The sequence below is a fragment of the Collibacillus ludicampi genome (assembly GCF_023705585.1).
Lineage (GTDB): Bacteria > Bacillota > Bacilli > Tumebacillales > BOQE01 > Collibacillus > Collibacillus ludicampi.
The window spans coordinates 3435045-3447575 of sequence record NZ_BOQE01000001.1 but is presented as its reverse complement, the minus strand read 5'-3'; the positions used below and the strand labels follow the sequence as shown (position 1 = coordinate 3447575).

Annotated in this window: 13 protein-coding genes; 1 reads left to right on the top strand and 12 read right to left on the bottom strand. The window is 47.8% G+C overall.

Features of this window, described 5'->3' with window-relative positions; translation table 11 throughout:
* Nucleotides 1–4 precede the first annotated feature (4 nt).
* The 5 genes from pgsA to DNHGIG_RS17520 all read right to left on the bottom strand — a co-directional run bounded on the left by pgsA (nt 5) and on the right by DNHGIG_RS17520 (nt 4403).
* The gene (gene pgsA, locus DNHGIG_RS17540) at nt 5–586 is read right to left on the bottom strand and encodes a CDP-diacylglycerol--glycerol-3-phosphate 3-phosphatidyltransferase (protein WP_282200809.1); all 582 of its coding nucleotides are present in this window, start codon (nt 584–586) and stop codon (nt 5–7) included.
* Nucleotide 587: 1 nt separating this feature from the next.
* Nucleotides 588–1916 carry a 30S ribosomal protein S12 methylthiotransferase RimO gene (gene rimO, locus DNHGIG_RS17535; RefSeq protein WP_282200808.1) on the bottom strand — a complete coding sequence of 443 codons (1329 nt, stop codon included), beginning with the start codon at nt 1914–1916 and terminating at the stop codon, nt 588–590.
* Nucleotides 1917–2228: 312 nt separating this feature from the next.
* Nucleotides 2229–2723, bottom strand: a complete 495-nt coding sequence (locus DNHGIG_RS17530; RefSeq protein ID WP_282200807.1) for a YajQ family cyclic di-GMP-binding protein — start codon at nt 2721–2723, stop codon at nt 2229–2231.
* A 70-nt stretch (nt 2724–2793) separates the two neighbouring features.
* Nucleotides 2794–3612, bottom strand: a complete 819-nt coding sequence (locus DNHGIG_RS17525) for a helix-turn-helix domain-containing protein (RefSeq protein WP_282200806.1) — start codon at nt 3610–3612, stop codon at nt 2794–2796.
* Between the two features lie 29 nt (nt 3613–3641).
* Nucleotides 3642–4403, bottom strand: a complete 762-nt coding sequence (locus DNHGIG_RS17520; RefSeq protein ID WP_282200805.1) for a DUF3388 domain-containing protein — start codon at nt 4401–4403, stop codon at nt 3642–3644.
* 171 nt (nt 4404–4574) lie between these two features.
* On the opposite strand from DNHGIG_RS17520, the gene DNHGIG_RS17515 reads away from it, so the two are divergent.
* On the top strand, nt 4575–4922 hold the full coding sequence (locus DNHGIG_RS17515) for a hypothetical protein (protein ID WP_282200804.1): 348 nt from the start codon (nt 4575–4577) through the stop codon (nt 4920–4922).
* Between the two features lie 49 nt (nt 4923–4971).
* Here the strand turns inward: DNHGIG_RS17515 and DNHGIG_RS17510 are convergent, their stop codons facing one another.
* From DNHGIG_RS17510 to DNHGIG_RS17480, 7 genes are all read right to left on the bottom strand, one after another.
* Complete coding sequence (locus tag DNHGIG_RS17510; protein ID WP_282200803.1) at nt 4972–5157, bottom strand: hypothetical protein; 186 nt, start codon at nt 5155–5157, stop codon at nt 4972–4974.
* A gap of 47 nt (nt 5158–5204) precedes the next feature.
* Complete coding sequence (locus tag DNHGIG_RS17505; protein ID WP_282200802.1) at nt 5205–6737, bottom strand: nicotinate phosphoribosyltransferase; 1533 nt, start codon at nt 6735–6737, stop codon at nt 5205–5207.
* 177 nt (nt 6738–6914) lie between these two features.
* Nucleotides 6915–7880 (bottom strand): ABC transporter permease, encoded by a 966-nt coding sequence (locus DNHGIG_RS17500; protein WP_282200801.1) that lies wholly within the window; start codon nt 7878–7880, stop codon nt 6915–6917.
* Nucleotides 7881–8942 carry an ABC transporter permease gene (locus tag DNHGIG_RS17495; RefSeq protein ID WP_282200800.1) on the bottom strand — a complete coding sequence of 354 codons (1062 nt, stop codon included), beginning with the start codon at nt 8940–8942 and terminating at the stop codon, nt 7881–7883.
* Entirely contained in the window at nt 8943–10463 is a 1521-nt protein-coding gene (locus DNHGIG_RS17490; RefSeq protein WP_439647782.1) for an ABC transporter ATP-binding protein, read from the bottom strand. It abuts the gene before it with no gap.
* 115 nt (nt 10464–10578) lie between these two features.
* Nucleotides 10579–11643, bottom strand: coding sequence for a BMP family lipoprotein (locus tag DNHGIG_RS17485; RefSeq protein WP_282200798.1), 1065 nt, complete (start codon nt 11641–11643; stop codon nt 10579–10581).
* Between the two features lie 48 nt (nt 11644–11691).
* Entirely contained in the window at nt 11692–12420 is a 729-nt protein-coding gene (locus DNHGIG_RS17480) for a GntR family transcriptional regulator (RefSeq protein ID WP_282200797.1), read from the bottom strand.
* Between the last annotated feature and the right edge of the window lie 111 nt (nt 12421–12531).

Genomic DNA, 12531 nt, shown 5'->3' with positions numbered 1-12531 from the left:
ATGGCTACATTTCACCTTCAGCGATCACATGTTTATTCTTGATAAAATAATCAATCCCTGAAATAATCGTGACAGCTACCGCAATATAGATCATGATCTGATCAAACGGAAATCCGATATAGGAAAAGGGAAAATTATTAAGCATCAATGCGATGACACCGATCACTTGAAAAACGGTCTTCATTTTTCCGAGTTTACTGGCAGCGATCACTAACCCTTCGGCGACCGCAACAAGTCGGAGACCCGTCACAGCAAATTCACGCGAGATGATGACGATCGCAACCCATGCTGACAAGCGTTGCAATTCAACCAGTGAGATCAAAACTGCGGAAACGAGGAGTTTATCCGCAAGCGGATCGAGAAATTTACCGAAGTTCGTCACCATCTTGCGTTTTCGCGCAATATATCCGTCTAAACCGTCTGTAACAGCCGCAATCGTGAAAATTAAGGCGGCAATCAACTCGCTAACCGTCGTCGTCTGCCCCCCGATCGATAGCGTACCCAAATTGTAGCGCACAAGCAAGAAGAGCATTACCACCGGAACCAAAAAGATTCTGGCCAGCGTGATGCGGTTAGCCAGATTCAACTTAGACACCCTCCCCCGCGAGGTCGAAATCATAAGCGTGAGTGATGCGAACCGGAACCATGTCACCCGGTTTCGTATCTTTCAGATTGCTGACATAAACCACGCCGTCGATCTCTTTGGCATCATACTCTGTTCTGCCAATCCAGATATCCGGATCTTCCTCATCTCGTCGTTCAATCAAAACGCGCAGTGTTTGGCCGACAAGACGGGCATTTCTCTCCATCGCGATTTCGCGACCGATCTCCATTAGTATATTCGCACGACGCTCTTTGACATCTTCCGGAACCTGACCATCCATCGAAGCAGAGGGAGTTCCTTCTTCCGGGGAATAGGTGAACACGCCTAGATGATCAAATTTTATCTCTCGAACAAACGCACACAAGTTTTCGAAATCCTGCTCGGTTTCACCTGGAAAACCGACGATGATGGAAGTACGCAGAGAAATCTGGGGAATACGCGCACGGATCTTATCGACGAGTTTCCGAATCTGTGCTTGGTGCCCGGGACGTTGCATCGCTTTTAAAATATGGTCTTCCGAATGCTGCAAAGGCATATCGATATATTTCGCCACTTTGGGAAGACGCGCGAAAGCATCGATCAATTCGTCGGTGAAAAATCCAGGGTATGCATAGTGCAAACGAATCCATTCGATGCCTTCCACCTCATTAAGCGCCTCCAATAATTGAGGGAGTCGCCGCTTACCATATATATCAAGACCATACTGTGTGGAATCTTGCGCGATCAACATGATCTCTTTGACGCCTTGCGCCGCAAGCATTTCCGCTTCAGCCACGATCGATTCGATCGGGCGCGAACGGAATTTTCCTCTCATTTTAGGAATAATACAGAATGTACAGGAATGGTCACAACCCTCCGCGATCTTGATATAGGCGGATGCGCCTCCCGCATGCTTGCGAGGAGTCCATTCATCATAAATATAGACGGGATTGTTTACAAAGCGAGGTTTTTGGCCAGCGAGTGCCGATTGAACCACTTCATCAATCCGGTGATACTCCCCTGTGCCTACAAGCCCGTCAATTTCAGGAATCTCCGTGATCAACTCATCTTGAAAACGCTGCGCCATGCAGCCGGCAACGAGGACGGCCTTCGCTTTTCCCTTCTCTTTCAATTGAGCCATACTCAGAATCGTTTCGACCGATTCGGCTTTTGCAGCATCAATGAATCCACATGTATTGACAACAATGACGTCCGCCTCTTCCGGATTATCAATGACTTCATACCCCTTATCCGAGGCGAGTCCCATCATCACTTCAGAATCTACGAGATTTTTTTCACAACCGAGTGTCACTATGGCTAGTTTTTGACTCATGGCGATCCTCCAGACATAAAAAAGGCTTGAATCTAAGCTTCAACGAAAAAGGGGATCAGAGTGGAAGCCTTTTTTGTCATCAGGAAAGCGTCAATTGTGGTTCAAGGTTACCCTAACTGATGCTTTCTTCGATGAAAAAACGGAATACAGGCACATTCTTTCCACAGTATATACGAAAGTATATAAGGAGTCAAAAATATTTCAACCCCGTTCTCGAGGTTGTTTAAAGAGGCTTTATTCGAAGTGCTTCAATCATGCACATTCGAACTGTGAAAACAGCCTTTTAAACACGCTCATCAACGGGGTTTTCACTTAACGATAATTGACAAACTGCAATTCGATCGGTAAATCGGCTTCTCGGAGCATGCGAATCACTGCTTGCAATTCGTCTTTACTTTTTCCGGAAACGCGCACCTGATCACCCTGGACGGATGCTTGTACCTTGAGCTTCGAATCTTTGACAAGCTTCACGATCGTTTTCGCATGCTCCTGAGAGATCCCTTGCTTGATTTTAATCGTTTGGCGAACTGTTCCCCCTGCTGCCGGTTCAATCTTCCCGTATTCGAGAGCCTTCAGTGAAACCCCTCGCTTCACAAGCTTCGTTTGCAGGATATCTGTCACCGCATTCAATTTATACTCATCATCACCGACCAGGATGATTTCTTCGTTTGAACGCTCGATCGAACTCTTGCTTCCTTTGAAATCGAAACGGTTCTCGATTTCTTTCTGTGCCTGATGAACCGCGTTATCGACTTCCTGCATATCCACTTTTGAGACAATATCGAAAGAAGACTCTTTAGCTGCCATAAGCTCAACCCCTCTACATGTTTCATCCTCTACCACATTATAGCACAGGGGAGATTCGCTTAAACAATGATCATTCTGCGCGAAAATGAAACTCGTAACGACCTAACACTTGTTCCAAAGCCACCGGTTGTCCGTTGACTGTCACGTCGATTGCCGGCGAGTTTCCTGTAATCAAATCAAGTTGCGAACCGGCGCTGTACGTACGCGAGTCCCCTTTCTGCAAAGTCTCGCTCGCGATGATTTTCCCATCCGCAACCACCTGCATCCAGTTAGCCCCTCTCGGTGCCGTAACCTGAACGGTAATATTCTCGCCTTTCACTTTATAAAACGAATTGCCACTCGATTTTGAAACCGGTTCTAAAGGTGTTTGTTTTTCTTCCGTTTTCGTTTTCTCCGCATCCGTCTTGGGGGCTGATTCTGACGGTGATGCAGACTCTCCCTTCTCTTCTTTTTGCTGTGTTGTTGCTTCTTGAGGCTGTGAAGGAGATGGTTTTGCGCTCGAATGATGAACCACAGCCATGTAGACGATCATCATGATGCCCACAACACCAATTCCCATAGCTAACTGGGTCCAAAGATTGCTCTTCTTTAGACCAGGGGGAGTATTCGTCACAGTCTTCGCAGGCTCAATCTCCTGTTTTTCCCTGGAAACTTCCTCATGAGAATCTGTTCGGTATTGTTCCAAGAGGGCTTGTCCGTCCAGTCCGAGGAATTCGGCATAGCTCTTGATAAACCCTCTGGCGTATACCATCCCCGGAATCGCGGAAAGATCCCCCTCTTCAATCGCTTCCAGATAGCGGGTGCGGATCTTCGTTGCCTGTTCTATATCCGCGAGTGACAATCCTTTTTCTTCCCGTTTTGCTTTCAAAATCTCTCCTATCTCCTGCACGTCCATACCTCCCTGGAGTCAGGTTTTCATCAACTCATATCAAAGCCCTGATCTACCATCTGATAAGTGATTTCTTCGTCCATCGTATTTCTCAATTCAATGATCCTGTCAAAATCATCCCACGTGAATTCCGTCTCGCGCACAAAGATATCCGGATGTTCGATGACTTTCGGCGCTTCCATACGCATGATTTCACGTACCAGACGGCGATGCTGTTCATTTGCACGCAAAGTGGAAACGATGCCATCAAAGATATACACCATGTTTTCGCAAGCGAACTCGTCTTCCGCCAATTGCGTGCGTACGGTTTGCCGGAGAAGAGTGGAAGATATAAATGTCCACCGCTTATTCGCATATACGCTCGCCGCGACGATCGATTCCGTTTTCCCGACACGCGGCATTCCCCGGATACCGATGACTTGATTTCCTTCTTTTTTTAGTAATTCCCCTAAAAAATCAACCAAAATCCCTACTTCATCCCTTGTGAATTTATATGTTTTTATGTTGTCCGTCTCACGGCGAATGAGTTTGCCGTGCCGCAATGCCAAGCGATCCAGTAAAGTGGGCTGGCGTAAAGCGGTCACGGTGATATTCTCAACGTGACGCAACATCCCGCGCAACGCCGATATCTTTTGGCGATCGTCCGTTTGGATAAGAAATCCGCGGTTTTTCTCGTCGACGCCACTTACCGTGACGATATTAATCGAAAGCATACCTAAAAGGGATGCGATATCCCCCAATAACCCAGGCCGGTCTTTTGAGATGTAATACTCGAGATACCAATCTTCCATCTTATCGTCCACTCCTTTTGAGCGGTTTTCGAGCCATTCACTACAGTATAACATATTATCAAATCGTTGGTTCGCAAACTAGTTCGAAAATCTACCTATGGGCGATGATCCGCCCCCCTTGCCAAGAATCGTTCCTGTGCTCATAATGGGAATGAAAGAGGTGTTGGTTTGATGGGACATACGTCAGATCCAGATAAAGATGTAGCAAAAGCTTTCTATCAACTCGATTTCTACTTGAAAATTCTTCATCTACCGTTTCGCGTAAAAGACTTGTATCGGCGCGTGTATCAAAAACGTCTCGGTGATTATTATACCGATGAATGGATCGATGAACTATCTTCCGACCCAGACGTGGTGAAGAGCATCCATGAGCCGTTCACGACCCAAACGATCGTAGAAACGCTCATGCATACCGGACATGAACCGATCATTCGCGCTTTGCTGCGCGAGATGCGCCGACGCAAAATCGGTTTTACGCAAGCGTACATTATGGGCATAAATCCCTATCATGACCAATAAAGTCCACGCCAATGCATGACGGTGGACTTTTTCGATCATGATTCAACAATTATTCTTTCATATGTTTCTGCAATTCTTTCACAAACTTCTGTAACGTCTCTTCCGTCCCCGGTTCGAAATCTTCGTCGATCGCCTCATACTCGTTCAAATCATTTTTAAGCACAGCTAGTAGACGTTTCACATCCGCTTCGGGAATATCATATATCGAAATCACCCTTTTGCTCTCTGAATGCACCGTATCCCTCCTGCATTTTTTTGTAGTATATACAAAAGATCCCACGTCTAAGCGGGATCTTGTTCGATCGCTTGAGCTCCGGTCTGACTCTTCAACAGGAGCTCTTGCTTTAATGTCCATAATTTTAAAGAGAGATCCACATGATACACATGCGGGTTTTTCAAACGTTTGACTTCTTCCGGGAATCTTTTTAACTGATCCGTAACACGCTGTCGGATTTCATGAATCGTAGGAATCTTATACACCAATTCTCCATTTTCGATGATGGGAATCAACAATTCTTCCGTGGTAAAATTCTGAACCACTTTCCGCTTGTACGTATGCACAGGATCAAAAAGTTCCAGGGGACTTGCTGTATCGATTACTTCCTCATCAAGACAAATCAAATCGGCCGTTGCCATGCCCTCCGTGTCATACAAACGAACCACCCGTTTATAACCGGGATTTGTGATCTTTTGTGGATTCTCGGAAACTTTGATGCGAGGAATGAATTCATCTCCATCGACCTCTGCCACCAGCTTATAAACGCCTCCGAGCGACGGACAGTCCTTGGATGTGATTAAAGAAGTGCCGACACCCCATTGATCGATCCGGGCGCCCTGAATGATGAGATCGCGGATGGTTCCTTCATCCAGATCAGAGGAGGCGACGATCTTCACATCAGGGAATCCCGCTTCATCCAACATGCGCCGCGCCTCCTTGGATAAGTACGCGAGATCTCCGGAATCAAGGCGAACCCCCAGCAGTTCTTGACCACGCTCTCTCATTTCCCGAGCGACTTGAATCGCGTGAACCATCCCGCTCTGCAACGTGTTATACGTATCGACGAGCAGAACAGTCTTATCAGGAAACGCGTTCGCAAAGGCGCGAAAAGCGTCGAGTTCACTGGGAAAACTTTGCACCCAACTGTGGGCCATCGTTCCCATCACAGGGATTCCAAAATTCTGGCCCGCATACACGTTCGATGTGCCTATACAGCCGCCGATATAAGCTGCCCGTGCCCCGAAGTTGGCTGCATCCGCGTTCTGTGCGCGACGCAGTCCGAATTCCATGATTGTATCAGCACTCAGATCGACCAATTCCGTGCGTGCGGAGTGCACGATCCGCGACGCTTTGGTAGCGATCAGCGTTTGATGATTCACGAACGAAAGGATGGCCGATTCGATCAACTGCAACTCCAAAATCCTTCCGCGAAACCGCAAGAGTGGTTCGTTGGCAAAAGCGATCGTGCCTTCGGGCATCGCATAGAGGCTCCCGGTAAAACGGAAACGCCGAAGTTCATCGAGGAACCCTTCATCGAACAGTTCGAGCGATCGCAAATAAGCTAAATCCTCCTCCGTGAAACGCAAACTCATCAGGTAAATGATCGCTTGCTCAAGCCCCGCAGCCACAACATAACCGCCGCCGCAAGGATGTTTGCGAAAATATGTATCGAAGACCACCTCCTGATTCATGCGACCGCTCTTATAATACCCGTACATCATGGTCAGCTGATACAAATCGGTCATCATCGTTAAATTGCGGTTGCGATATATAGGCAAAGAAGCCACTTCATGATAGCGTTTCATCACTTCATTCATAGCACTGACTCCTTAGAATCACTCTCGCGTTATTGTCCTCATTATACGAGGTTTAAACGAATAATTAAAGTTTTGTTTTTCGAAGGATTATAAAAGACAGGCAGTGACTCGCAAGAACATGAAAAAAGTGGATGACCCACCCAAAATTATAATGGATTCATCCACAAGGAAACATGATTATCTTTGCCCTTTTTCATAGGGTTTTCCGTCGGCTGCAGGCGCTTCCGCTTTTCCGACTACACCCGCTAACGCGAGGATTGTTAAGAGGTATGGAAGCATGTTCAATAGTTCGCTCGGCACATATTTGGTCAATCCCAAGACTTGTCCCGATGCGGCCAATGCGGTTGCAAACCCGAAGAATAAGGCGGCTCCCATTGCACCGACGGGATGCCATTTTCCAAAAATCATCGCGGCAAGTGCCATAAAACCATGTCCCGAAATCGTGTTCTGTTGAAATACCCCTGTGATCGCGATCGACATCCCGGCTCCCCCCAAACCTGCAAGCGCACCGGAAATCATCACAGCGATATATCGATAATTATATACATTAACGCCTAACGTATCAGCCGCCCGCGGATGCTCTCCGATCGCCCGCAAACGCAGTCCGAACGGTGTTTTATAAAGAATGAGCCAGAAGACGAAGACAAGCAGAAATGCGATGTAAGACGTCGGGTAGGAGGAGAATATCCCTTTTCCGATAACTGGAACGTCCGTCAATCCCGGAATGGTAATCTTGTTAAATGGAAACTGCACCGTAGTCGTTTGCGCAGAACCATTAAACAAACGTTTTACCATAAAAATGGAAAATCCGGCAGCGAGAAAATTGAGCGCCACCCCCGAGACGACCTGATCGGCTTTGAAATGAATCGATGCAACAGCATGAGGAAGGGAGAAAAGCACCCCACACAACATGGCTGCGAGCAAACCCGCCCATGGTGCCAAGCCGGACAACCCCAATTGTTCACCTACGAAAATGGTGGTAACGGCAGCGGCAAATGCGCCGATCGTCATCAGTCCTTCTAAAGCGATATTGACGACACCTGCCCGTTCCGACACCACTCCTCCCAAAGCCCCTAGGATCAGAGGAGTTGAATACATGATGGTGTTGTTCAAAACCGTTTCTACAAGAGCCGATACTGCCATCTACTTTTGCACCTCCTGACGACGACGGAACACCCCAAGTAACCATTTGACGAATCCGCCTGCCGCAACGAAGAAAATGATCAGCGCCATGACCACGCGAATGATCTCTGTGGGGATATTCTCGACCATTTGCATGTTGTTCGAACCGTAAGTCAGCCCGCCAAAAAGAAGTGCGGAGAGGATGACTCCAAACGGGTTGTTTGCACCAATGAGCGCTACAGCAATCCCATCGAATCCGATCCCTGAAAATCCGGCGGCGATCGACATGTATCCGTAAACGCCAAGTGTTTCGCATGCACCACCAGCGGCGGCAATCATCCCCGAAATGGCCATTGAGAGAACGATATTACGCGATACGTTCATACCGGCGTATTCTGCCGCATGCGGATTGAAACCAACAGCACGCAACTCATAACCGAGCACCGTTTTAAACAGCAGCCAGTATGCGATGACAGCAAATAGCAAGGAGATGAGTATACCCCAATGAATGCGCGCGTTATCGAACATCACGGAAAGCAAAGGTGCTTTCAACGAAGCGGTAGGGAGAATATCTTTCGAACGTTCCGTTTCCGATTTCAAAAAGTGACTGATGACGTAGTTTGATGTATACAAAGCGATATAATTCAGCATGATGGTGGTGATCACTTCGTGGATGCGCATACGCGCTTTCAAGAATCCTGCAATCGCTGCCCAGAGGCCGCCAGCGATCATTGCCGCGAGCAATGCTACAGCCGCATGAATTCCTGTCGGCAACTTCCACATGATTCCCACGTACAGGGCAGCCAGCTGACCGATCATAAATTGTCCTTCCACACCGATATTGAATAGACCTGTGCGAAAAGCGAATGCGACCGCAAGCCCCGTGAAGATCAACGGGGTCACCATGCGCAGTGTCTCACCGATGTTATAAAGGCTACCAAAAATCCCTTGAAACATAGCGACATATCCGTTGAACGGATTGTATCCAAGAATAAGCATCAAGACCGCCCCAACGACGAGACCAAGCACCACGGCCACCACGGGTACGGTGAACGCCTGAAACGGACGCATGGTTTTATCCATCTACTCTTCACCCCTTTCTTCACCCGGATGACCGCTCGTCGCGCCCGCCATCATGAGACCCAACTGGTCTTCATTCACTTCTTTAGGATCGACAATACCGACAATGCGTCCTTCATAAATGACGGCGATACGGTCTGCCACGTTCATGATTTCATCGAGTTCAAGAGAGAGCAGAAGAACAGCTTTTCCTTTATCTCTCTGTTCGATGAGTTTCTTATGAATGAATTCGATCGCTCCCACATCGAGGCCGCGCGTCGGTTGAGCGGCGATCAGTAGATCCGGATCGCGATCTACCTCTCGCGCGATAATGCCTTTCTGTTGATTTCCGCCGGACAATGCGCGTGCCGGCGTGTATTCATCCGGTGTACGCACGTCAAACGCTTGAATCAGCTTTCTCGCATGCTTAAAAATTTGTGCGTAATTTAAAAAGCCTTTGCGTGAAAAAGGTTCCTTGTAATACGTATTGAGTACCATATTTTCACCGATACTGTAGTCCAGTACGAGGCCGTGTTTGTGCCGGTCTTCCGGTATATGAGAAACTCCCGCTTCATAAATCTCCCGCGGATGTTTGTTTGTGATCTCTTTTCCTTTTAACAGAATACGTCCGGATTTGACTTTGCGCAGGCCGACGATCACTTCAATCAATTCAGATTGTCCGTTCCCTTCCACACCGGCGATCCCCAAAATTTCCCCTTCACGCACTTCAAGCGAAATCCCGCGCAATGCATCGACTCCGCGATTCCCTTCCGCCATTACATTCTGTATTTCAAGAACCGTATTCTTCTGCTGAGCGGGCTTTTTCTCGACAGAGAAGGTGACTTCTCTCCCAACCATCTTGGCAGCCAATTCACGAGGGTTCGTATCTTTCACTGCCAGTGAATCAATGTAGCGCCCTCTGCGAATGATCGTCACACGATCACAGATCGCCATGATTTCTTTCAACTTATGCGTAATAAAAATGATCGACTTGCCCTCACGTACCAGATTACGCATAATCTCCAGCAACTCTTTGATTTCCTGCGGTGTCAAAACGGCTGTCGGTTCGTCGAAGATAATAATATCCGCCCCGCGGTATAGAGTCTTTAGAATTTCTACCCGTTGCTGCATCCCCACCGAAATGTTTTCAATTTTCGCAAAAGGATCAACCTGCAATCCATACCGGTCGGACAATTCTTGTACTTCACGTGCAGCTTTATCCAGATCGATAAATAAACCTTTGCGCGGTTCCGAACCGAGAACGATATTTTCGGTCACTGTAAACGGTTCAACCAACATGAAATGTTGATGCACCATACCGATTCCAAGGCGATTTGCAACGTTAGGATCGGTAATCTTCACGCGCTTTCCGCGGATGTGAATCTCTCCCTCATCAGGCTGATAGAGACCAAACAAGATATTCATAAGCGTCGATTTTCCTGCACCGTTTTCTCCAAGCAGCGCGTGAATCTCCCCCTGATTAACGACCAGGTTAATTTGGTCATTGGCGACAATCCCGGGAAAACGCTTTGTGATACCGAGCATTTCGACAACTGGAGTCACGTGGATACCTCCTGGTAATTTTACGTTACGCCGTATGTGGCATGGTGGGCTACTTAAAAACAAGGCGAGCGTGTCCCACTCGCCTTGTCTCCCGAAATTATTTGCCGGCTACGAATGCGTCAAATTCCGCTTTTGTACTTGGCACTTTGATCTCGCCATTGATGATTTTTTGCTTGAAGTCATCCACTTTTTTGAGGACATCAGCAGGAACGTGTTTATTTGTCGTAGGAGCATAACCAACCCCGTCATCTTTCAATCCCAAGGTCAGCTCATGTCCGCCGTTCCACTTGCCCGCTTTCAAATCTTTCGCCACAGTATAGACGGCGACATCCACGTGTTTCACCATCGATGATAACGTGTTATCCGGAGCCAGGTAGGATTGATCACGGTCAACTCCGATCACCCATTTGCCAGCACCGCGTTCCTTTGCCTCTTTAAAAACACCGTCACCCGTCGCACCAGCCGCAGGGAAGATCACGTCAACACCCTGGTCGTACATGGTAGCCGCCAACACTTTCCCCTTATCGGATGCGTTAAACGCCCCTGCATACGCGACACTGACGGTCGCTTTCGGGTTCACCGCATGAACGCCCGCGCGAAAACCGTATTCGAACTTCTCAATCAGAGGAACTTGCACACCTCCGATGAATCCGACCTTGTTGGATTTGGTCATCAAACCGGCGATGACACCCATCAGAAAGGATCCTTCTTGTTCTTTGAAGGTCACCGCTTCTACGTTAGACGGAATCTTGCCATCCAGATTGGAGTCGACAATCGCCAATTTGGCATTCGGATTTTGCTGGGCGACGGTCGTTAAATCTTTGGCCATCGCGTAACCAATGCCCCAAGTCAAATCATAGTTGGCTTTGACGAAACTGTTCAAATTCGGCTGGTAGTCCTCCGCGCTGTGAGACTCTTGGTATTTAGCATCGATTCCCAGATCTTTTTGCGCCCTTTGTAATCCTTCCCAAGCGGACTGGTTGAACGAGTTGTCGTTAACACCACCGACATCGGTCACCATCGCAATGCGCAGTTTCTTGCCATCTGCCGCCCCGCCGGCACCGGGTTCTCCTTGTTTTGCGGCTCCGCATCCAGCAAGCATGAGACTTGTTGACAATACCCCTGTCGCTACGATCGACAGGATTTTTTTGTTTTTGGCCATATGTAACACCCTTTCGATATCTGTTGGAATGTACATTACTTCAATACATTATTGCCTTTTTCGCATCACATGAAAATGAAACTTGTCTGCTCGAAAATAGTTTGTTGAGAAGATGATCGGTCGGTCTGCCGCATCATAGTGCAACTGCTCCAATAACAGCATGGTCTCTCCCTGGGTCAACTGCAGTAAGGGAGACACTTCCGGATCGTAAGCAACCGGCAGAATATCTGCGATCGCATACCGGATCTCGATTCCCGAGATGTTTGTGAGCGCTTCCAACAATGACTCATATTTTTCTTTCCATTCTTCTGTCAGATATGGAACAGGCACGATATCGCGGCAAAATACCACAGGTTGTTCATTCGCTGTGCGGATTCGCGTGATTTCGTACAGAAAACGCAAATCTTCCATATCGAACCGCTCTCTCCACTCGTCGGTTGCCTGGATGATACGCATGGAAAAACCGCTCGTTCCCGGGGTATATCCGGTGCGCCGAATCCATTCGGTCACAGAAAACAATTGCTCGATTCCGCCTTTAAAAACTTGCTTCTCCGCGATAAATGTACCGATTCCGTGTTTGCGGATGATAAATCCTTCTTCTTCGAGGATGCGGAGCGCTTCCCGCAGAGTAGCTCGACTCACGCCAAAGCGCTTGGCCAACTCATTCTCGGATGGCAATCGTGTTCCTGCCGTCCATTCACCGGAAGCCTTTAACTGCTTCATATGATCGATAACGAGTTGGTACAAAGGACGATGATCCGATCGAATTTGATTCACAATACCCTCCTTGTCTGACGTCTGACTCGAGTATTATTCTACAAAATTCGACTGTACATGCCAAGAACCTTTTCAAGAAAATAAAAAACGAAATGCTGATTCTTACAACAT

Coding starts and splice junctions, on each gene's coding strand:
- DNHGIG_RS17530 (WP_282200807.1), bottom strand. CDS start 2,723: ATGGCAGCTAAAGAGTCTTCTTTCGATATTGTCTCAAAAGTGGATATG.
- DNHGIG_RS17500 (WP_282200801.1), bottom strand. CDS start 7,880: ATGGCAGTATCGGCTCTTGTAGAAACGGTTTTGAACAACACCATCATG.
- DNHGIG_RS17505 (WP_282200802.1), bottom strand. CDS start 6,737: ATGAATGAAGTGATGAAACGCTATCATGAAGTGGCTTCTTTGCCTATA.
- rimO (WP_282200808.1), bottom strand. CDS start 1,916: ATGAGTCAAAAACTAGCCATAGTGACACTCGGTTGTGAAAAAAATCTC.
- DNHGIG_RS17515 (WP_282200804.1), top strand. CDS start 4,575: ATGGGACATACGTCAGATCCAGATAAAGATGTAGCAAAAGCTTTCTAT.
- DNHGIG_RS17485 (WP_282200798.1), bottom strand. CDS start 11,643: ATGGCCAAAAACAAAAAAATCCTGTCGATCGTAGCGACAGGGGTATTG.
- DNHGIG_RS17490 (WP_439647782.1), bottom strand. CDS start 10,463: ATGCTCGGTATCACAAAGCGTTTTCCCGGGATTGTCGCCAATGACCAA.
- DNHGIG_RS17495 (WP_282200800.1), bottom strand. CDS start 8,942: ATGGATAAAACCATGCGTCCGTTTCAGGCGTTCACCGTACCCGTGGTG.
- DNHGIG_RS17520 (WP_282200805.1), bottom strand. CDS start 4,403: ATGGAAGATTGGTATCTCGAGTATTACATCTCAAAAGACCGGCCTGGG.